Annotated in this window: 15 protein-coding genes; 7 read left to right on the top strand and 8 right to left on the bottom strand. The window is 69.9% G+C overall.

From position 1 onward, the window contains the following. Positions 1 to 69: 69 nt before the first annotated feature. The 4 genes from AB0I42_RS13555 to AB0I42_RS13540 form a co-directional block, all read right to left on the bottom strand. Positions 70 to 3,366 carry a DNRLRE domain-containing protein gene (locus AB0I42_RS13555; protein ID WP_357537143.1) on the bottom strand — a complete coding sequence of 1,099 codons (3,297 nt, stop codon included), beginning with the start codon at positions 3,364 to 3,366 and terminating at the stop codon, positions 70 to 72. A 1,014-nt stretch (positions 3,367 to 4,380) separates the two neighbouring features. Next, positions 4,381 to 4,668: a hypothetical protein gene (locus tag AB0I42_RS13550; RefSeq protein WP_357537141.1), complete on the bottom strand. Its 288-nt coding sequence runs from the start codon at positions 4,666 to 4,668 to the stop codon at positions 4,381 to 4,383. A 35-nt stretch (positions 4,669 to 4,703) separates the two neighbouring features. Further along, the gene (locus tag AB0I42_RS13545; protein ID WP_357537139.1) at positions 4,704 to 5,378 is read right to left on the bottom strand and encodes a response regulator transcription factor; all 675 of its coding nucleotides are present in this window, start codon (positions 5,376 to 5,378) and stop codon (positions 4,704 to 4,706) included. Positions 5,379 to 5,385: 7 nt separating this feature from the next. Next, positions 5,386 to 6,522 carry a histidine kinase gene (locus tag AB0I42_RS13540; protein WP_357537137.1) on the bottom strand — a complete coding sequence of 379 codons (1,137 nt, stop codon included), beginning with the start codon at positions 6,520 to 6,522 and terminating at the stop codon, positions 5,386 to 5,388. 173 nt (positions 6,523 to 6,695) lie between these two features. Here AB0I42_RS13540 and AB0I42_RS13535 point away from each other — a divergent pair, with 173 nt between their 5' ends. After that, positions 6,696 to 7,373 carry a DUF2306 domain-containing protein gene (locus tag AB0I42_RS13535; protein ID WP_357537135.1) on the top strand — a complete coding sequence of 226 codons (678 nt, stop codon included), beginning with the start codon at positions 6,696 to 6,698 and terminating at the stop codon, positions 7,371 to 7,373. A gap of 676 nt (positions 7,374 to 8,049) precedes the next feature. On the opposite strand, the gene AB0I42_RS13530 is transcribed toward AB0I42_RS13535, so the two are convergent. From AB0I42_RS13530 to AB0I42_RS13520, 3 genes are all read right to left on the bottom strand, one after another. After that, positions 8,050 to 9,228, bottom strand: coding sequence for an IS110 family transposase (locus AB0I42_RS13530; protein ID WP_357537133.1), 1,179 nt, complete (start codon positions 9,226 to 9,228; stop codon positions 8,050 to 8,052). A gap of 378 nt (positions 9,229 to 9,606) precedes the next feature. Then, positions 9,607 to 10,002 (bottom strand): hypothetical protein, encoded by a 396-nt coding sequence (locus AB0I42_RS13525; RefSeq protein WP_357537131.1) that lies wholly within the window; start codon positions 10,000 to 10,002, stop codon positions 9,607 to 9,609. 30 nt (positions 10,003 to 10,032) lie between these two features. Then, on the bottom strand, positions 10,033 to 12,042 hold the full coding sequence (locus tag AB0I42_RS13520) for a hypothetical protein (protein ID WP_357537162.1): 2,010 nt from the start codon (positions 12,040 to 12,042) through the stop codon (positions 10,033 to 10,035). 680 nt (positions 12,043 to 12,722) lie between these two features. Here AB0I42_RS13520 and AB0I42_RS13515 point away from each other — a divergent pair. The 6 genes from AB0I42_RS13515 to AB0I42_RS13490 all read left to right on the top strand — a co-directional run bounded on the left by AB0I42_RS13515 (position 12,723) and on the right by AB0I42_RS13490 (position 19,708). Then, on the top strand, positions 12,723 to 13,241 hold the full coding sequence (locus AB0I42_RS13515) for a hypothetical protein (RefSeq protein ID WP_357537129.1): 519 nt from the start codon (positions 12,723 to 12,725) through the stop codon (positions 13,239 to 13,241). A 319-nt stretch (positions 13,242 to 13,560) separates the two neighbouring features. Further along, positions 13,561 to 13,779: a hypothetical protein gene (locus AB0I42_RS13510; RefSeq protein ID WP_357537127.1), complete on the top strand. Its 219-nt coding sequence runs from the start codon at positions 13,561 to 13,563 to the stop codon at positions 13,777 to 13,779. 504 nt (positions 13,780 to 14,283) lie between these two features. Further along, the gene (locus tag AB0I42_RS13505; RefSeq protein WP_357537125.1) at positions 14,284 to 14,880 is read left to right on the top strand and encodes a TetR family transcriptional regulator; all 597 of its coding nucleotides are present in this window, start codon (positions 14,284 to 14,286) and stop codon (positions 14,878 to 14,880) included. Continuing rightward, positions 14,877 to 16,427, top strand: coding sequence for an MFS transporter (locus AB0I42_RS13500; protein WP_357537123.1), 1,551 nt, complete (start codon positions 14,877 to 14,879; stop codon positions 16,425 to 16,427). Before AB0I42_RS13505 ends, AB0I42_RS13500 begins: the two co-directional genes overlap by 4 nt. 75 nt (positions 16,428 to 16,502) lie before the next feature. Continuing rightward, complete coding sequence (locus AB0I42_RS13495; protein ID WP_357537121.1) at positions 16,503 to 17,255, top strand: MerR family transcriptional regulator; 753 nt, start codon at positions 16,503 to 16,505, stop codon at positions 17,253 to 17,255. Further along, positions 17,252 to 19,708 carry a PEP/pyruvate-binding domain-containing protein gene (locus AB0I42_RS13490; RefSeq protein WP_357537118.1) on the top strand — a complete coding sequence of 819 codons (2,457 nt, stop codon included), beginning with the start codon at positions 17,252 to 17,254 and terminating at the stop codon, positions 19,706 to 19,708. Before AB0I42_RS13495 ends, AB0I42_RS13490 begins: the two co-directional genes overlap by 4 nt. 21 nt (positions 19,709 to 19,729) lie before the next feature. Here the strand turns inward: AB0I42_RS13490 and AB0I42_RS13485 are convergent, their stop codons facing one another. Continuing rightward, positions 19,730 to 20,992, bottom strand: a complete 1,263-nt coding sequence (locus tag AB0I42_RS13485; protein WP_357537116.1) for a citrate synthase — start codon at positions 20,990 to 20,992, stop codon at positions 19,730 to 19,732. Positions 20,993 to 20,999 lie beyond the last annotated feature (7 nt).

Here is a 20,999-nt window from a genome sequence, read left to right as displayed (position 1 = left end):
CTTACTGCCCACAACGTCCACGAGAATCCTTCCCACTGGTCGAGCCGCAGCGAAGATCAAGGCAGGCGCTCACATGGCCGCGTGAAGCGCAATGTCCCAGTCCGCCCACACCAACTGGACGGCGTAGACGTGGTCAAGGTCACCGATCCACCCCTGGGCGGCGGCGCCGTTCCAGGCGCGACCGATGGCGAATTCGCCGGTGGCCGACCAGGCGCCGCTGTAGGCGGCCTGCGCGACGGCGCCGCCGAAGTCGGGTGGGCCGTTGACATAGATCTTGACCAGGCCGGCGACGGGGTCGTAGATGCCGACGAGGCTGACCCATTCGCCGGCGACGACGTAGTCCGTGGTGCAGGCGGCGGCTTCGGTCGCGGTGGCCGAGTCGGATCCGGCGAAGGTGAAGCACCAGGCGCCGTCCGGCTCGTTGTCGCCGTTGAGGTCGAGGTCGTTACGGAAGCCGAGCCGGAACATCGACGTGTTGACGCCGTCCTGGGAGACAGCGGTACGGGACTGCTCGGTGTCGGTGAGCCGGACCCAGGCCGCGACCGTGAAGCCAGCGGGCGCCGCGGTGTTCAGCACCGGCGACGCGGTGGCCAACTCGCCGGTGCCGTCGAGGGTGACAGCGCCCGCGCCGACCCGGCCCGGGCTGGTCCAGGACACGCCGGTACCGCTCAGCGTTGCGGGACGGGTGTCGGGAACCGAGGCCGCGACACTTCCAGTGTTGTCGTCCAGGTGCCAGTGCCAGGCACCGCTGCTCGGAGCGACCAGGAACCGGTAGATCTTCGGGTCCGAACTCACTCCGACGGAGTTGCGGGACTGTACGGACAGCACGTTGAGGCCGTCACGGGTGGGGGTGACCGACTCGACCGTGGTGGTGCCGACGACCTCACGGACCGACAGGTCGTCCCAGTACACGGCCTTGCCGGAGCCGACGTTGAAGCCGTTGTACAGGCGGATGAACGCGTCGGTCGCCGACGACGGGACGGTCATCGCGACCGAGAGCCGCTGCCATCCGTTGGTGATGGAAGCTTTCGGGGAGGCGATCTCGGTGAACGTCGTACCAACGCCGTAGAAGGCGACCAGACGCAGGCCGCGGCTGGCGCCGGTCGCTCCGGGTGGGTTCAGGCCCGTCGCGGCGGGAACGTAGACCCAGCCGGAGATTACGTACCGTTTCCCGGCCTGCATGCCGACGCGCATGCCGCCGTAGTCGCCGCCGACCGTAGCGTAGGTGTCACCGACCGCACCGCCGGGGTTCCCGCCCGATGCCAGTGGGGTGAGCGACAACGAGTCGGTGGAGCCGTGACCCAGGCTCGTGTTGCGGGCCAGGGTCACGTTGACCGGGTCGAAGCCGGTCACGCCGGTGGAGACCTGCTGCTGGTTGGCCGAAAGCTGCTCCGCCTGCGGGCTTCCCGCCGCGACGGTGACGGCGTTGCCGCCGTTGAGTTGATAGACGTACTCCGTCACGTTGGAAGCGCCGTTCGGTCCGAACGTGAACGTGCCCGCCTGCCCAGGCCCGCCGTTCCAGGTGCCGGCCGACATCTCCGCGTACGGGGTGGCCGAAACGGTCGGCAGGGTCAGGTCGTCAGGAACCACCTCGAACACGAACCAGCCCGAGTAGGCGCCACAGGTCCAACTGTCGCAGGCCCTCACCCGCCACTGGTACGTCCCCGTCGGCAACGCCCCACCCGCCGACGGCACGATCCGCCACCAACGCGCCGACCCGGACGACACACCGGTCACCGTGCTACCGGACGCCGCCAGACGCGTGGTCCCGGCGCTGTTGAACACCTCGTACTCCGCACGCAGCACCCCGCCGTCAGGGTCGGAGACCGTCGCCCTGATCTGGGGCGTACCCGACCGCACCGCAGCCGGCGAGGCACACGACGTGTAACACGAATCGATCGCCAACCCGGTCGGCACGTTCGGGGTCCGGTTGTACACCAACTCCACGTACGGAGTGTTCGACGACGCCTCCGACGAGTTGAACTTCTTCCATCCGTCGTGATGGTTCTCGTTCGTAGCCTTGAGGCCGATGTTCGCGGTGTGGGACTGAGTGTTGAAGCTGTGCTGGAACGTCTTTCTCACCGATATCTCGACGTATCGAGAGGCACACTCCGACGAGTAGCCCCTGGTCTCATCCGAGGTGCCGTCCAGTTCCCGCCACGCCGGCCAACTGTTCCACCGCACCGTGTGGTTCACGAAGTCGGTACGCCACGCCTCCCAGCCCGCCTTGGTGCACGACCACGAATGCGTGGGCCACAGGTGCAGGCTTGCCGACACCACCGTCGCCCCCCAGTAGCCGCCAAGATTGTGGAAGCTGAGAAACGACCTGGCCCGGCATGGGCTGGCGCAACCCCGGAGGGCGTCGTTGCTGTAACCCAGCCTCAACTCCTTGGCCTTGGACTCGTCGCTGGAGTACGTGTTCTGCACGAACGCGTCGAACGCCGGGTTCAGGTTGACCGATGGATCGATCGTGACCGGATACTCCACCAGTGGATCGTCGAAGAACGACTCGTCCGGCGTCAGCACCAGATCCGTATCCGACCCATTCGGCACCATCGACACATCCACGGCCGCCGCATACACGTGGTCCGACAGTTCAGGCGCCACCCGCGCGTCCCACATCCGCGCCTGCGACACCACCACCGACGACTGCGACGCCGTCCGCCACCGCAACGCCGCCCCCGATGCCGACTCCGGCACCGACCCGTCCCCGGTACGCCACGGCATCGCGATCGACGACATGCTCGCCGCCGCGGCCGCGTTCTTCACCAGGAAGTAGTACTCGTAACCGCTCCTACCGACCTCGACCACCAGATCCACACCAGGCTTCACCTCGGCATAGGTCGCCTTCTGCCCATCGAGGACCGGCGCCGGCAACACACCCCGCCACCCCAACTCACTCGCATCGGCCCCGGTGCCCAACTCCACCAGCGAATCCGACTCCACACCACGTGCACCCGACAACCGCAGATGATGGGCATGCGCCTTCGGCCCCACACTGCCGTCCGGCTTGACCTCCAACGTCAGATCCACATCGACCCAGTCACCAGACGCGTCACGCGCCCGCACCGGCGCCAGATGCTGCTCCGCCCTAAACGTCCCGTCCGGCAATGCCCATACCCGCGAAATCTCCGACGTCATCGCCGTCACCTCGACCGGCTGACGAGTCCGGTACGCCAACGCCATCGCCGACGCCTCGTCCAACTCGTCGAGTGAGGACTGCGACTGGCCCGACGCATCGGGCGCCGGGACCGGCGGCGCCGCGACCGCAGCAGCCGACGGCAACGACAAACCAGCAACAACAAGGGCCAGGACCACCATCCCGAACGGCCACTTCGGACAACATGACGACAGCCGACCCAGCACCGAGAACCCCCGTGATCGCGGTCAAGACATTCCGCAGCGACGATAGAGATCGACACGAAGTGTGTAAATAGCGATCACAATTCGTGATCACAAATTAGACATCGCCCACCATGACAGCCATCATGATCACTCTCAGGCACCTGCGCAAATGCCACCAGAAGAACTATTGCCCGATATCCGATTTCGACAGATCACGCACCGCCGCAGAGCACCGAGTTGCCCCTGCCGGAGCGGGGCAATCAACCTTGACTAGCGACGATCGCAAAAGGTGCGGCCCACCCCGCCACACATTCATCGACTCTCATCGATACTGCGGGTCGGACGGCCGAACTATCCCCAGTCATCGGGTCTGCGATAGCCGACACGTCCGGGCCCCCGGATGGAGCACGAGGCCGACCTCCCACCACAGCCAACGACACAGCGATGCAACCCTGCTAGACAGCGCTGGCGACAAGCCCTTCCAACCGCCCCCGAGAGAGTCCTCGAGACGGGGTTCCGTATTCCGCCGAACCCGGAGCACACTTCCGGCTTCGAGAAGAGGTCACAACCTCCATCGCCCCTGATCAGCACCCCCTTCCCACGGCCAGCGCGAAGACCTCTTCCAAACCGCTCGCCGCCAACACTGATTCGCCACTCCTGCACTCATCCTGCTCCCAAGGAAACGTTCAGTAGCTCTCCTGCCCCTTACTGACCACTCCCCCGCACCTGCCCCTGCCAGGCAGGATAGAGAGCCGTTGAAGTCCTTTCGGAGCCGTTGAGCGCAGTTGTGTCAAGGAACGGTCCGCAACGCTCTGACCAGGAGAAACGCAAACAGCCGCAGGTCGGGCGGAGACGATCCACGCAGGTCAGGCCGGTTGGACGCCGTTCAGCGCCGTTGGAAGCGACCCGCTGCTCCCAATCTGCTCCCTGGTTCCGCTCAGACGGTAGGGATGGCCGGATTCGAACCGACGACCCCTTGATCCGGATGCTACCGATCCCACGCCCGGCGCTCCGGGCGATGGCCCGGGCCGGCTGTCAGCGGCTTCGAGCGCGGTGTTCGTCGGCGGCGACCCGGATGTCGCGGTGGTCGCGGACCGCCGCGCGTGCCATCCGTGCCAGCGCCGCGAGATCGCCGTCGGCAAGCACGAGTACGTCGTCGAGCACGTCCGGCGGGAGGCACAACTCCTGCGGCCCGTAGCAGTCGTGCCATGCCAGGTCGGCCAGCTCCAGCAGGTCCAGCGCCGCCTCGACCTCCGGCTGACGGAACGACGCGGCGATCCGGGGCAGGCGTTCCCCACGTCGCTGTGCGCTGCCGACCGCCACGTGGCGCCCTCCGATACCTGATCGAGAGTGCCACCCTACTTCGGCGGCCCGAGCCCCTTCCTGACCCGGTCGGTCTCGTACGCCCAGATGGCGATCTCGACCCGGTTACGGACGCCGAGCTTGGCCATCAGGCTCGCGATGTGGGACTTGACGGTGCTGAGGCTGATGTGCAGCTCGTCGGCGATCTCGCCGTTGGTGCGACCGCGTGCGACGGCGACGAGGACCTGCTCCTCCCGGTCGGTGAGGGCGTCGACCGGCTGCCTCGGCGGCGCGGCCGGTCCCGCGTCGACGAAGGCCGTGAGCAGTCGGGTCGTGATGCTCGGGGCGATGAGCGCGTCGCCCTCGGCGGCGGCGTGCACGGCCTGGGTGAGCAGGGCCGTACCGGAGTCCTTGAGCAGGAACCCGCGCGCGCCGGCGCGCAGCGCGGCGTAGACGTACTCGTCGAGGTCGAAGGTGGTGATGACGACCACGGCGAGGGGATCGGCGACCGCGGGCCCGGCGAGGCGGCGGGTCGCCTCGATTCCGTCCACATTGGGCATTCGGATGTCGAAGAGGCACACGTCCGGGCGCAGGTGCCGGGCCAGCTCGACGGCCCGGCCGCCGTCGGCGGCCTCGCCCACGACCTCGATGCCGGGCTGGGCGTCGAGGATCATCGTCAAGCCGGTACGGACGATCTCCTGGTCGTCGGCGACGACCACGCGGATGGCCATGAGGCGATTATGCGGCCGTCGCGCTCCGGGGCAGCACCACGGCCACCGTCCAGCCCCGGTCGGGGTTGGGACCGGCCTCGCACGTGCCACCGAGGAGGCTCGCGCGCTCGGTCATGCCGACGATGCCGAACCCGCCCGGTCCGGCGGGGCGGGCCGAACCGGTGTCGCCGTCGTCGGTCACGCGCAGGCGTACGGATCCGGCGTCGGCGGCGACCCGGACCTCGATGCGGGTCGCGTGGCGGGCATGTCGTCGCGCGTTGGTCACCGACTCCTGCGCGAGGCGGTAGACGGCGGTGCCGACGGTCGCCGGGATGCCGTCGAGGTCGCCGGCCAGTTCCACGTCGACGATCGGACCGGGCTGGGAACCGTTCGCCAGCCATACGAGGTCGGGGATGCCCGGGTTGGGTGCCAGGTCCGCCGGTCCGGTCCGGCGCAGCGTGTGCACCATCGTCCGCATCTCGGCGAGGGCGCGCGCCGCCTCGGCCTCGATGACGCGAAGCGCGTCGACGGCGGCGTCCGGCCGGGTCGCCGCCACCGCGATGCCGGCCTGGGCCCGGATCGCCATCGCCGAGACGTGATGGGCCACGGTGTCGTGCAGGTCGCGGGCCAGCCGCTCGCGTTCGAGCAGTTTGGCCTGGTCGAGGCCGCGGGCCCAGAGCATCGCCCGGTACCGGAACGCGATGGCCAGGGCGAAGGTCGCGAACAGCACGACGAACCCGATGACCATCTCGGTGAGGTCGACGTAACCCAGCGCCGCCGACAGGAAGTTCTTGGCGACGATGAGCGCCGCGCCGGCCACCGCCTCCCGACCGGAACCCCAACGGAACAACCCGTACGGCAGGGCCAGCAGGTAGACCATGGTGACCAGGTCGGGTTCGCGGCCGATGAACAGCGGGGTCACGCCGGTGGCGACGAAGGCGATCGCGACCATCGGCAGCGGCCGGGCGCGGCGCCACAACAACGTCGGCACCAGCGCCAACGTGATGATCACCGCGGCGGCGCGCGCCGGGATGTCCGGCCGCAGGAGTCCCTCGAGGACCGTGAGCGATGCGACCACGCCCACGAGCGCCCAGTCCCGCCAGCCCAGCTCGGGCGGGTCGGGGGCTCGGGGCGCGCCCCACACGGAGCGGAGAAGCTCACGCACGTACCGATCGTACGCAGCGCCCGCCGGCACCGGATTGGCCCAAAGTACGGCTGGCGTCCCGTTCCATCGGCCGGGTCGGATCCGGCCCGCGCTCCGATGAGTTCCTGCGCACCGGCCGGGAGTATCGACGCACGACGACGGGCAACAAGAATCAGGCAACGGGAAGGGCAGCCGTGAACTCCTCCGCCAGATCGAACTGGCTCATCCCCACCGGCCTGCTCGTGCTCGCCGCCGTACCGGTGGTCGCGGGCGGGCTACGACTGACCGAGTTGGCCGGCGGCGGGCAGGTGCTGCCGGACGGCGAACGGATCGGCTCCGCGCCGGTGCCCGTGATACTGCACATCGTCGGTGTCACCGTGTACGGCATCCTCGGCGCGTTCCAGTTCGCGCCCGGCTTCCGGCGCCGGCGCCGGGGCTGGCACCGGGCCGCGGGACGGCTGCTGGTGCCCTGTGGACTGCTCGCCGCGCTGAGTGGACTGTGGCTGACCCTGTTCATGCCGCGCGCGGCCATCGACGGTGACGTGTTGGCGGTCATCCGGGTGGTGGTGAGCGTCGCCATGGCCGGTTGCCTCGTCCTCGGCTTCGTCGCGGTCCGGCGGCGGGACTTCGCCCGGCACCGGGCGTGGATGATCCGCGGCTACGCGATCGGCATGGGCGCGGGCACGCAGGCCTTCACCGCGGCGGCCTGGGTCGCGGTGGCCGGCCCGCTCACGATGTCGGGCAAGACCGGCACCATGACCGCGGCCTGGCTGATCAACGTGGTCGTCGCGGAATGGATCATCCGCCGCCGTCCGGTCACGGCCCCCGGCCGGCCGGTGCCGGCGCCGGCCGGAATCGCCCCGTCGATTTGATCGTCTGCGGTTCAGCACTGCCGGTACGGCGTGTCGAATGCCTGGGCAGCAGACGATCAAGGCGGCACGGACGCCGCACGCGGAAACCGTTGCTCTATCCCCTGAGCTACGGGGGCGCGATGATCCAGACTAGCTAGCAGCGGCTGTCGGCGTACCGCAGGGAGCCGCAGGCGCGATCGACGCCGGCACCGCCACCAGCGGATCACACGACGACCCACACGCGCGCGGCCCGAACAGGCGGTCTTCAGCGACGGACACGATCGGTCGAGATCGGTCACGACCGGTCACCGTTGCCGGAGCACGCACCGGGCACACACACAAAGGCCAGCGATACCTGTTCACGCCGGCCGGTCTCGTCGAGGTGATGCCCTCCAGATGCGGGGTTGTCCCGAGCCGGCGTCTGGCTGTCCGCCGATCAACTCCCCCGCGGCCCGCGGGTGGCGCGAGTTGGAGCGGCTTCGGTGAGCGGGTAGCGACGCTTCGGACGGGCGCGATATCGGCGGCATCCGCACACGCCCAACTCGTCCCATCCCGCGAGCAGGTACACCAGCTGGCGGGGGCCACGACCAGAACGCCGCCCACGACAGACGCGCCGCCGCCGATCCAGACCACACGGTCCGTTACCTCCCCGACACTTTTCGCAAGCCGATACGCCCTCTTCTGGCTCCCCTCTGTGTCAAGACGCCGGCGGGAGTGGGGTTCTATGCTGGGTTGCGGCGGGTCCGGGAAGTGACTTGTCCGAAGAGCCGGCGTGGGGATGTGAGCCGGTCGCGCTGGAGTCGGTAGCCGTTTCCCGTTGTCCTCCCGGGCCCGTCGTCGTGGCGGCTGCGGTGTCGTTGATCATGCGCCGGTAGACGATGTCGGACAGGCGTCGCTTGAGCGCACGCATCGCTTCCATCGATGTCTTGCCGGAGGCTTTCTTCCGGTCGAAGTAGGTGCGGCCTTCGGTGGGGTTACGCAGCTGGACGGTGGCCATGATGTGCAGCACCCGGTTGATCTGCCGGTTCCCGGCACGGGAGAGCCGGTGTCGTACCTGTTCGCCGGAGGATGCGTCGATGGGGGCGGTGCCGTTCCAGGAGGCGAAGTGGGCGCGGTTGGGGAACCGGCTGATGTCGCCGACCTCGACCAACAGCCGGGCGGCGCCGGAGGGTCCGATGCCGTGCAGGTCCATCAGCGTGGTGCCGGTGGCGGCGACCAGGTCCTTCAGCTCCTTGTCGGCCTCCTTGGATCGTCGGTAGACCCGTTCGAGGTCGCTGATCAGTTCCGCGGCGACCCGGCGTCGGGTCTTGCCGACCACGTCACGGGGGCGGACCGTGGCCAACATTGCTTTGGCCTGGGCGGCGGACAGGCTCTTCTTCGCGCCACCCGGGATGAGTTCCAGCAGCAGCTGGTGCAGCTGGGACACCATTCGGGTGTGGTCCTCGCCGAGGGATCGGCGCCGGTCGACCAGGATCCGCAGCAGGGCGAGCTGTTCGTCGTTGACCAGCGGACGTAGTCCTGCCATCCGGGTACCCACCAGCGCGACGGAGTGGGCGTCGGTGGCGTCGGTCTTGCGGCCCTGCCCGGTGGCGAACACCCGCGCCCTGGCGGACAGCTTCGGCGGCACATCCACGATCTGCTCGCCATCGGCCAGCAGCCGGTTGGCGATGTGCCGGCCGATTCCCTGGCAGCCCTCGATCGCCCAGACCCGGTTCGGCCACCGTTTGGCGTACGTCTTCATCGCGGTGTAGCCGTCGCGGTCGGTGTCGAACCGGCCGCCGCCAACGACGGTCTCGTCGCCGGCCATGACCTCGATCGTGGCAGAGCGTTTGTGCGGGTCCATCCCGATGACCACACGGTCCGATGTGACAGTCACAGCGTCCTCCGATGCTCGATCCATCTGGTTGTCGAGCCGGGAGGGCAACGCTACTTCGAGCCGAGCAAACCCCTCTTGAGCCTCTCCCCGCCCCTGGGGCGACGCCCGGAGCCGCGCAGGCCAAAAGAGAGCCACACGACCAGCGTGGGCAGCCGATGTGAGAGCGACAGCCCGGGCGCCTCGACCGAAGCCTGGCCGGGCAACGGTCGCAGGTCAATGAAACAAGTAGCCGATGAGCGGACGTCGCGCTCGCTGTCGTACCGATGTGAGTTCGCCGAGAAGTGGCCGTGGGCGCCGGCCTGGTCGCGCAAGTCTTGCATGGCGACCGTACTTCTCGGCGATGTGCGGGCCTGCTGGCAAACGCTGATTGTCAGCGGGCTACAGGTTGTTGATTCGGGCCAGCAGCTCTGCCTCGGTCAGATTCTCCAGGACCGCGTCCTGCTTGCGGCCCAGGACTGCCAGCAGCTTTTCCTTCTCCAGTTTCTTGGCTGCCGCCGCCTTCGCCGACTGGTCCTCCGCGAGGCGGATGGCGATGACGTGCTTGACGACCTCCAACTTGGTCTCCAAGGTTGCCTTGGCCGGATTGGTCTCGGTGGCCACGAACGACTCGGTGTCGATGGCCTTGAGTTCGGCGTTGACCGCCTTGGCCACGTCATCGAGGCTGAAGCCGGACATGGCGGTCAACGGAAGCTCCCACAGCTGTTCCGTGGTCAGCAGTCCCTTGGCCGACGGGTAGCGGAATTTCTCCCGTGTGGCCTTTTCAAAAATGGTCACGATGGCCTCTCAAATTTTCTGGGTAGGAAATCAGAACTGGATACTGATGAGGTGGCGCCGGCCGTCGGTCATGGTCACCTTGGCGACCACAGAGCTGCGGACCGTGGAGCTGAAGCCGAGGCCAGACAGCTGATCCGGGGACGGCTCGCACTTGGTGCGATCGCCGAGAACCTCGAACACCTTGCGGTGCGGTTGCAGGTCGCCGCGGAGGAACTCGTTGTAGATTCCCCGGGTCGGTTGGTCGTTCACGCACCCTTTCAGGATGAAGAAGTAGTGGCGGTTGCCGACCTCGCCGTCGTCGAAGTAGTTCGGCGAGTACATGATGGTGGACACCGGCACGAACTGTTCGGTGGTGATTCCCCACAGGTTCTTGCCTGCGCTGCCCGGCTGCATGTCCTTACCCGGCCGGAAAGCGGTGATCACCTCGTCGGCGACCGTCATCCGGCCCACCTCGACGGTCTCCTTGTGGCCGACCGCCCGCTCGTGGCTGTAATGCTCGATTTTCCCGTTGCTCTCGGTCTCGATCACAAAGCCGACCTCGGTGCTTTCCCGCTTGTTGAACTGGTGCACCTCGATCCGATACTCGCCGTCGGGGACGTTGTCGGTCCAGGTAACGTTCTCCACCGGCTCGCGCGAGAACATCCCGCCCGCGTTCATGTCGACGTCCAGCTTGTTGCGTTTCTCCTTGTACCAGATGTGGTCGCCGTTGGGTTCGAACACGTGCAGGTCGAGGTCGTCGTGGTTGAACCAGGACAGGCTCACCCGCAGCTTGCCGGTGACGTTACCGCCGGCCCGCTTGACCTTCTCCTTGATCGAGTCGGTGACGTTGCCGTTGTAGGACCAGCCGAAATCGTTGTCCCAGGTGAACAGCCGCGGGGCGGCCGGGTGCCGGCCGGTGGTGAGACTGACGAAGTGCGGTTCGTGGCTGTTGGCGACCCACAGGTCGATGGTCGCGGCGCCAGGCAGGATGTCTTTCATGAAGGTGACCACGGGAGTCTCCTCCGGCTTCGCGTCACGAAGGCGCGCACCTGCCGACCTCATGGTGGCCGCCTGCATGAGCAGCCCTTCGATGCCGTCCTTCATGCGTGACTGTGTGTCGTTGTCGACCCATAGCACGTTGGTAACCGACACGTCGGACAGCCGGGCGAACCGTCGCTGCAACGACTCCTCGATGCCCAACTCGTCGATGGTCTTCATGGCAGCCTTGACCATGGCCGGGGTGATCAACGCCGTGGGGCGCTGGTAATTCTGCGGTGCCACCTTCGTCTCGAACGACCGGACCGCCTGCTCCAGGTCGACGCCCGCGGAGAGATCCTGGACAAGGGTGCCGATCACCGTGTTGCGGAACCGGGCCGCCGGGTTCATGGCGTTGGCGAAAATGAAGGCCTGTCCGTCGGTCGCCTTCGTCCACCGGTTCTGCAGTGACCGGAACTCGGTCACCGCCCGACGATGCTCCGTGCCGCGGTAGAGGGCGTTGTCGTCGATGAGGTCGACGACGGTGTCCAGAGCGTGCTGGGTCAGCTCGGCCAGGCCACGCCGGAACACCTGTACCGCGGCGTCGAAGGTGCCCCGTGCCGCGCCGACGTCTTTGATGCGATGCCGCTTCTCCACCCGGCCGTGCAGGTGGTGCCACACCTCGACCTGGCCGTCGCGCAGCGTCCGGGTCGTCCTCGTCCCGTACTGCGCCTCGGTGGACCGGAAAATGGTGGACAACGGCAGCGTGCTGACGAATTCGTCCATTGCGGCGGCGACGATGGAGAAAACCGGGTCGGATGCAGACACCCCGGACCAGACGGAGCGGACCTGTCCGTTGTGGATCTCGACGATGTTACCGAAATTCTTGATGAACCCGCGGCAGGTCGAGCAGTCGTACTCGGACCGCTCACGGAACCGGAGATTGGTGCCGGCAGGGAAGGAATCGAGAAAGGTGAGCCAGAGTGAGTCCCGGTCGAGACCGTCACCGACGACGTACAGCTCGTCCTTGGACATCGCGGACAGACGTGTAGTCACATCCGTCACGAACTGCTGGAAATCACCCACTGTGTCATCCTCCTTGATCACCGGAGATCCTATGGAGTGCCTGCAATCGGAGAAACGCATTTCCGGCTGTCCGCATGGTCACGGACGGGCGCCGGTGGCCGGCGGTCAGTCGACCGGATTCGCGTACGGCGGTAGGGTGCCGAGCCGGCGGTCAGCAGTTCCGCCAGTTGGCCGGTGGCTCAGTTGCGCAGATCCCGACTCACGCCGTGGTTGCCTTCCCGGGCACCGGCGGGCCTGGGTGGTCGGGGCATGCTCCGCATGATGATTTTCCTCGCCACCAACAACTCCGCCGACTACTGCGAGGAGACCGGCGTCCTCGCGCTCGAACTACGTGCCGAGATCGCGAGGGTCACCTGAGACCTGACCCGAGTAGCGGATCTCGAACATCCTCTCAAGCACGCCAGGCTCGCACCGAGGGACCGTGTGAACGCGCGCTTGATCAGGTACTCGCTCATGCCGCCGATAGTGCGCGTCGGCGCCGAAGCACCCCATCACTCGGTGGCCGTCAGCGGTGGTACGTCCAGGTGCGAGGCCGTCCTGTCGTGCCGCTGACCGTACGCGCTGACGACCCTGAGCCGTCCGGTCGTCAAGGGTGGCAGGCATCCTGGACAAGCCGAGAGCAGTAGCGGACTTCCGTGGCGCGTTGGTGGCATAGAATCGCTTGGATATTGGGGGTCTCCTTGCGTCTGTTGCTGGCTTGCCTCGTGGCCATCGTTTCGGTCGGGCTCGTCGCGTTCGGTGGCGTGAGCGCGCTTGCTGGGTTCCTGGACCAGCGCGCGGCGGATCGCGTGTACGTGGTCCAGTTCAAACGCCCCGGCGACGAATGCGGCGGCGCGCGGCAGTTGCACCTCGACGTGACCGACGGAAAGCCGCTGAGCTGCCGACCAGGGTATGCGGGGGTCGTCGGGGGATACGCCAGAAACGACCTGCCCGGCTTCGCCGACGCGCAGAACGAGCAGGTGCTGGCCTTGGCCGAAGGGCTCGGCGGCGATGGGCTGTCGAGCGCTGAGCAACGCCAGATCCAGGACCGGGTGGATCAGATCTTGGCCACGGTGCCAGCCGCCGAGCGGCCGGACCGCAAGCCGGGCTTGTGGGGCGCGCGCCAGGCCTGGCTAGGGGGTGGGCTGGCCATGGCCGGCGTGATCGGGTTGGTTGCCCTCTTGCTGCTCGCCATCCGCGCTACTAAGCGGGGACGCTGAGGTGGAGCGGCCTGGGTGGGACATCAGACCGCGCGGAGCGGCTTCGCCGCGAAGACTGGCAGCTCATGCTGACCAAGACAGAGATCAGCGCCATGATCACGTATACGGACATGCCGCGATCCGGGCACACGGAGCGTGCCATCGGCAGGTCGGTAACCGTCCGGAACTGCCGAGTTGAGGACGTTGTGGCGAACGAACCAATTAGGAGCAGGCGACAACGGGCGAGCGACCGAAGGTACGGATTCAGCGTCTCGTCTGAGCCGAACGGCTTTGCGGCTACGCTGCCGGCCGTCCGGGCTCCTACTGGTACGGTCGGCGGGTGATCGTCGAGGAGCACTGGTGGAACGGGGAGGCGGCGACACGAAGGCGTCGCGACATCTACATTCGTACCGATGGTCGTCGCTGGGAAGTGCAGGCGCAGATCGGTGGTGCGCACGGCCGTTCAGAGGTGCTGGAGTGCTTCAGCCGTAGCTCGGCGAGCATCCTCGCGAGGGCTTGGCGCGGGGGCAACCCGGCTTGGCGCGAGCTGCCTCACTGAGGGTAGTGCCGTCGGGCGTCAGGCTGACGGCAGGCACAAGGTCCCTCGACCGAAGGGCCTCGACTGGCGGAGAGCGGGAACCCAACCGCGTTTCAACTTCTGATCCACGATCCTCACCCTCCACTGGGCGTCCGGCATCTCCGAAACGATCGCCTCCCCGCCTTCAGAGTAGGCACACCAGTGCCCCACCTGCCCGCCACGGCCTCGGGGCCGTGGCGGATCGCGTACGGGTGCGCGTGGGTTGCCCGAACCAATACAGCTCGATGACCTCAATGGCGCGACCGCGTTTCATCGGAGCGGGCACGGAGCGTGCTGGTACAGGAATGCGTGCCATCCGTGGCCAGTGTGCAGCTTGTCGGGCTGCCGCAGTGTCGAACATCGGCACACGGAAACCACCGTGCGGTTCTGTCGCGTGACGGCACCAACGCCGACTCACCCTTGACAGTCAGGTACAGATGTACTGGTACGCTCGTACTAGTACATCCGTACCTGATGGGGTGGGAGATGCCTGACGTGGATGTGGGGGCCGGCAGCGCGCCGATCGAGCGGTCGCGGCGCGACCCGGAGGGCCGCCGGCGGGCGATCGTGGAAGCGGCGGCGGCGCTGATCGTGGAGGACGGACTGACCGACCTGACCCACCGGCGGGTGGCCGCCCGGGCCGGGGTCTCACTGAGCGCGACGACGTACTACTTCTCCTCGCTGGAGGAGCTGAGCGAGGAGGCGCTGCGCCTGCTCGCCGACCGGATCGACACCGAGCTGGCGGCCGTCGCCGAGACGCTGGCGGCCCACGGCGGCGACCCGGCCGTGCTGGCCGGGATCCTGCACGGCTACCTGCTGGAGCCGACGCGGGTGCAGGCCGACACCGCGCTCTACCTGGCCGCGACCCAGCGGCCGGCGCTGCGCCCACTGGCGCTGCGCTGGTTCGACGGCCTGGTCGAGGTTCTGTCGAACCACGTCGACGCGGGCACCGCGACGGCGCTGGCGGTCTACGCCGACGGCGTGACCGTGCACGCGATGCTGCACGACGAGATCCTCGACCTCACCGCGATCACCAGGGCGGTGACGGCGCTGATGCGTCCCGACGACGGGAGCCGGCGATGAGCGCGCCGCAGGACGTCCAGCCGGCCCCGGGCCTGTCGAGGGCGCGCCGGTGGGCCTGCCTGGCCGTGCTGTCGGCCAGCCTGCTGGTGGTCGTCATGGACATGACCGTGCTCAACGTGGCACTGCCCGACCTCGCGGCCGACCTGTCGCCGACGTCCGACCAGCAGTTGTGGATCGTCGACACGTACTCGCTGATCCTCGCCGGTCTGCTGGTGCCGATGAGCGCGCTGGCCGACCGGTGGGGCCGCCGGCTGCTCCTGCTGGGCGGCTTCGCGGTCTTCGGTGCCGCGTCGCTGCTGGTCCTGGCCGCCGACACCCCGAACGCGGTGATCGCGGTACGCGCCCTGCTGGGCGTCGGCGGAGCGATGATCATGCCGACCACGCTGTCGATGATCCGTACGGTGTTCACCGATCCGGGCGAGCGGGCGACCGCGCTCGGGGTGTGGGCGGCGGTGTCGTCGCTGGGCGCCGCGGTGGGACCGATCGTCGGCGGACTGCTGCTGGAGCACTTCTCGTGGCAGGCGGCGTTCCTGGTCAACGTGCCGCTCATGGTCGCGGCGCTGGTCGCCGGGCGGCTGCTGCTGCCGGAGGCGCGTGACCCGTCCCCGCCCCGCTGGGACGTGGTGGCGACCGTGCTGGCGATCGTGGGCATGGTGTCGCTGGTGTGGGCGATCAAGCAGTTCGCCAAGTACTTCGCCGACGACGGGCTGGCCCAGCCGGCCGCCTGGGCGGCGCTGACCCTGGCGATGGTGCTGCTCGGCTGGTTCGTGCTGCGCTGCCTGCGCCGGCCGGACCCGCTGCTCGACGTACGGCTGTTCACCCGCGCCCCGTTCACGGCCGGCACGGTCGCGGCGCTGGTGTCGATGTTCGCGATGGCGGCGCTGCTGCTCCTCGTCGCGCAGTGGCTGCAACTGGTCGAGGGCCAGTCGCCGCTGCAGGCCGGGGTGCACCTGCTGCCGATGGCGGCCGGGGCGGTGGTCGCCGCGCCGCTGGCACCCGCGCTGGCCGGGCGCGTCGGGGCCCGTACCGTCCTCGCCGGCGGGCTGGCCGTGGCCGGCGTCGGTTTCCTCGTGCTCTACGCCGCCGCCGGGCCGCTCAGCTATCCGGCGGTACTCGTCGCCCTGGCGCTGCTCGGCGCCGGCTCGGGGTCGCTGGCGATCGCGTCGGCGATCATCATGTCTGGCACCCCGCAGAGCAAGGCCGGCAACGCCGCCGCGATCGAGGAGACGGCGTACGACCTCGGCAACGTGCTCGGCGTGGCGATCCTGGGCAGCGTCGCCGCCGCGCTCTACCGCGACCGGCTCGCCGGCCTGACCGGGGAGGGCGTCGACGGCTCGCTCGTCGCCGCCGCACAGGAGTCGCTCGGTGCCGCCCTGCACGTCGCCGCGCAGGCCGGCGTACCGGAACTCGCCGCCCGTGCCCGGGACGCCTTCACCGATTCGCTGGTGCAGATCGGTCTGGTCGGCGGCCTGGCGATGCTCGCCGCCGCGGCCGTCGTCTACATCCTCGTGCCCCGCAGCCTCGACCTGACCAAGCAGCAGCACTGAGCCGGTCACGACACCGACCGCCGGTTCGCCGGTTCGCTTGACCTTGCCGCAGCGTCAACGTTTCTACTGGTGGTCATGCGGATCGGCGAACTGGCGGCGCTGGTCGGGGTGTCCACCCGGACCGTGCGGCACTACCACCACCAGGGGCTGCTGCCCGAACCGGGCCGGCGGCTGAACGGATACCGCGAGTACGAACTGCGGGACGCGGTCGTGCTCGCCCGGATCCGCCGGCTGACCGAGCTGGGCCTGTCGCTGGACGAGATCCGCGACGTGCTCGCCGACGACGAGGGCCGCGAGCTGCGTGACGTACTGCTGGAACTGGACGCCGACCTGGCCCGGCAGCAGGCGGAGATCACGACCCGGCGGGACCGGCTGGCGGCGCTGCTGGCCGCGACCGACCTCGGTCCGGACTCGGCGATGTCGCCCGCCCTGGCCGAGGTCCTGGGTGGGCTGCCGGCCGGCGGGTCGCGGTTCGCGGCGTTCGACCGGCAGGTGCTCGGCCTGATCGAGGCCGCCGCCGAACCGGCCCACCGCGACGGGTTCGCCGCGCTGTTCCGGCCGCTCACCGAGCCGGACGCGGTGCGGCGGGGGCACGCGCTCAACGCCCGGATGGACGAACTCGCCGACGCCACCCCGGACGACCCGCGGGTCGCCGCGCTCGCCGCCGACCTCGCCGCGCACCTGCCGGACGAGATGGTGACGGCGCTGGTGGACAGTCTCGACGATCCCGACTCCAGCCACTGGCTGGAGGTGACGTCGCGCGAACTGCCTCCCGCACAGCAGGCGGTGATCCGGTCGATGGTCGAGTTGTTGAAGGAGCAGGGATGAACATCGCGGTAGTGGACCTGGCCGGAATCGACACCGGCATGGCGGACCTGGTCGGTGGCAAGGCGGCCGGCCTGGCCCGGATGATCCGCGCCGGTGAGCGGGTGCCCGGCGGGTTCTGCGTCACCACCACGGCGTTGGTCGGCGGGACGCTCCCGGTCGGGGAGATCGAGCGGGCGTACGAGCGGATGGGCGGCGGCGCTGTCGCCGTACGGTCCAGCGCCACCGCCGAGGACCTGCCCGACGCCAGCTTCGCCGGACAGCACGTCACGGTCCTTTCCGTGACCGGGCTGCCGGACCTGCTCGAGGCGGTCCGCGCCTGCCTGGACTCGCTGGACTCCGAACGGGTCGCGGCCTACCGCGCGGCCAGCGGAGTCGGTGCCGCGCGGATGGCGGTCGTCGTGCAGCGGATGGTCGACGCCGCGGTGGCCGGGGTGCTGTTCACCGCCAACCCGGTCACCGGGAGCCGGTCCGAGATGGTCGTCGACGCGGCGCCGGGGCCGGGCGCCGCCCTGGTCGACGGGGCGGTGGACGCCGACCACTACGTACTGGCGGCCGACGGCCGCCCCGACCGGGTCGACGGCTGCCTCGCCCCGCAGCGGTTGGCCGAGCTGTACGCGGCCGGCCGGCGGCTGCGGGACCGGGCCGGGACACCGCAGGACGTCGAGTGGGCCGTGGACCACGACGGGGTGCTCTGGCTGCTCCAGTCCCGGCCGGTCACCACCCTCTTCCCCGTGCCGCCGCAGACCGGCCGGCCCGGTCCCCGCGTCTACCTGGAGCTGGGCGGGCAGTTCCAGGGGGTGTTGCAGCCGTTCACACCGATGGGGGTCGCGGCGCTGCGGGCCGTCGCCGCGGGCATCGGCGGCGGGTCCGGCAAGGAGGGCCGTCCTGGCAAGGACGGCCGGTCCGGCAACGACAGTTCGGTCGTCGAGATCGGGGGCCGCCTCTACTTCGACCTCACCGACACCGTCCGCCGCCCCGGCGCCGACCGCTGGCTGCCGAAGTTCGTGGAGGCGGACTTCGGCCCCCGGGTGCGGACCGTGGTCGAGCAGGTGCTGGCCGATCCGCGCTTCGCCCCCGACCCGAAGCCGGCCCGCCGGGGCGGCGGAGTCGGGCCGCTGCTGCGCGTCGCCCCGCGTGCCGTCGCCGGCGTCGTACGGGCACTGGCCCGCCCCGCACCGGCCCGCGACCGGGCGTTGCGCGCGGTCGACGAGTTCCGGCGGGAGTCCGTCGCCCCGCCCGGGCTGGACACGGCCGCGCGGCGGCTGCGTTTCGTCGCGGACGTCGGGCTGCCGACCCGGAACCTGGAGCGGATGATCTGGCCACTGATGGCCGGCATCCTGGCCGGCGCCGCACCGGCGGCGCTGCTGAAGGGCGTCGCGACCGAGGCCGAGGTCCGCACGGTGCTGGGCGGCATGCCGCACAACATCACCATCGAGATGGACCTGGCGCTGTGGGAGATCGCCGAACGGGCCGGCGGACACCGCGAGCTGCTGCTCGGCGTCCCGGCGGCCGAACTGGCCGCCCGCTATCTCGCCGGGGAACTTCCCGACATCGGGCTGGCCGGGTTCCTGGACCGGTTCGGGCACCGCGCCGCCGTCGAGATCGACATCGGGGTGCCGCGCTGGGCCGAGGATCCGGCGCCGGTGTTCGCCGCGATCGCGAACTACCTGCGGATCACCGACCCGGACCAGGCCCCCGACCGCAGGTTCGCGCGGGCGGCGCGCACGGCCACGGCGACGCTCGACGACCTGGCCCGCCGGGTCCGCCGGCGCCGGCCGGTACGCGGCCGGATCGCGGTCTTCCTCCTGCGCCGGGCCCGGCAACTCGGCGGCCTGCGCGAGCTGGGCAAGTTCGCCGGCCTCTACCCGCTGGGCGAGATGCGCCGGCAACTGCTCCTCGTCGGCGCCGAACTGGCCGGCCAGGGGCTGCTGAAGGAGGCGCAGGACATCATGTTCCTCGACCTCGCCGAGGCGGACGCCGCCGTACACCGGCAGGTCGACCACCGGGAGCTGGTCGCCGCCCGCCGGCTGGCGTACGACCGGGAGCGGCGCCGTACCCACGTCCCGGTCGCCCTGCTCTCCGACGGCACCGACGTCGAGGCGCTGCGTACGGCGAAGCCGGCCGGCGAGGGGACGCTGGCCGGGCTGGCGGCGGCACCGGGCACGGTCACCGGACCGGCCCGGGTGGTGCGGGACCCGGCCGACGCGTACCTCGAACCCGGCGAGATCCTGGTGGCCCCGACCACCGATCCCGGCTGGACGCCGCTGTTCCTGACCGCCGGCGGCCTGGTGACCGAGATCGGGGCGCCGCTGGCGCACGGCCCGACGGTGGCCCGGGAGTACGGCATCCCGGCGGTGATCTGCGTACGGGACGCCACCCGGCTGATCCGTACCGGTCAGGTGATCACGGTCGACGGCGCCACCGGCACGGTCGTCCTGTCCGACGGCGCCTGACGGCGGCCCCCAGGGTCCTGGTCAGGCCCGGACGGAGCCGGCTCGGCCGCGGGCCGGTACGTCCTTCGGCAGCCGGCCCGCGTAGCGGCCGCTGGGCCGGAACCGGCTGGGCCGGTCGCCGTACTCCTCCAGCGCGTGGGCGATCCAGCCGGCGGTGCGGGCGACGGCGAAGATCGCCTCCCCGGCGTCGGCGGCCATCCCGTTGAGCAGTGTGAAGGCGGCGAGGGCGAAGTCGACGTTGGGTGCGGTGCCCGAGCGGCGGGTCACCGCGTCGGCCACCCCGGCGACCAGGTCGCGGGTACACGCGCCCGGGCCGGCCGCCGGGGCCGGGCTCGCCCACAGCAGTTCCAGCAGGGTGGCCGCGCGGGGGTCGCCGGCCGGGTAGAGCGGATGCCCGAAGCCGGGGACGCCGCCGCCGGCGCGCAGCCGGTCGGAGACGGTGCCGACCGGGTCGCCGGAGCGTACGGCGTCGGACAGCAACTCGTACGCGAGTCCGCTGGCCGCGCCGTGCAGCGGCCCGTCGAGCGCGGCCAGGCCGGCGCCGACGACCGCGTACGGGTGGGCACGGGCCGAGGCGGCCACCCGGGCGGCGAGGGTCGACGCGGCGATGTCGTGGTCGGCGAGCAGGACGAGCGCGGTGTTGAGCGTGTCGATCGCGGCGGGGGTGGGCGGGGCGGCGGTGAGCCGGGGCCAGAGCGCGTCGGCGACCGGGAAGCCCACCGGCGGGCCGGTCTCCCGGGCCTGTACCGGTAGTGCCGCCACCATGGTGTCCAGCATCGTGCGGGCGGTCGCGACCACCGCGGCGGGCGTGGTGTCGAAGCGCAGCCGGTCCGCCGCCGCGGCCGCCGCCACGATGATCCGCAGCCGGTCGGTCGGCCGGGCGGCCGGCGGCAGCGGCGCGGTGACCGCCCGGGCGAGGGCTCGCAGTTCGTCGTCGGGCACCAGCGGGACGTGGCGCGGTTCGCCGGTCCACAGCAGGGTGGCCACCGACTCGTACGACTCGGTGCGGGCCAGGACGCGTACGTCGTGACCCCGGTAGTAGAGCGCGTCGCCGGTGATCAGGGTGATGCCGGTGTGGATCGCCGGGGCGTCGGGGGCGGGTCCGGGCCGGCGCCGTCCGGCGGCGAAGGTGACGACGTCGGACTCGGCGAACAGGCTCTCCTTGCCGTCGCCGTTGCGCCGGCTGGCCAGCAGGCCACGGCTGACGTAGGCGTAGACCGTCTCCTTCTTGACGCCCAGCCGGCGAGCGACCTCCTCGGTGGTCAGCAGGCGGTCCGGGCTCATGTGGCCA

Source organism: Polymorphospora sp. NPDC050346 (assembly GCF_040655695.1).
In the GTDB taxonomy this organism is placed as follows: domain Bacteria; phylum Actinomycetota; class Actinomycetes; order Mycobacteriales; family Micromonosporaceae; genus Polymorphospora; species Polymorphospora lycopeni.
The sequence above is the reverse complement of the archived record's forward strand: the minus strand, read 5'-3'. Positions and strand labels throughout refer to the sequence as shown.

Coding starts and splice junctions, on each gene's coding strand:
- AB0I42_RS13490 (WP_357537118.1), top strand. CDS start 17,252: ATGAACATCGCGGTAGTGGACCTGGCCGGAATCGACACCGGCATGGCG.
- AB0I42_RS13545 (WP_357537139.1), bottom strand. CDS start 5,378: ATGGCCATCCGCGTGGTCGTCGCCGACGACCAGGAGATCGTCCGTACC.
- AB0I42_RS13495 (WP_357537121.1), top strand. CDS start 16,503: ATGCGGATCGGCGAACTGGCGGCGCTGGTCGGGGTGTCCACCCGGACC.
- AB0I42_RS13505 (WP_357537125.1), top strand. CDS start 14,284: ATGCCTGACGTGGATGTGGGGGCCGGCAGCGCGCCGATCGAGCGGTCG.
- AB0I42_RS13500 (WP_357537123.1), top strand. CDS start 14,877: ATGAGCGCGCCGCAGGACGTCCAGCCGGCCCCGGGCCTGTCGAGGGCG.
- AB0I42_RS13485 (WP_357537116.1), bottom strand. CDS start 20,992: ATGAGCCCGGACCGCCTGCTGACCACCGAGGAGGTCGCTCGCCGGCTG.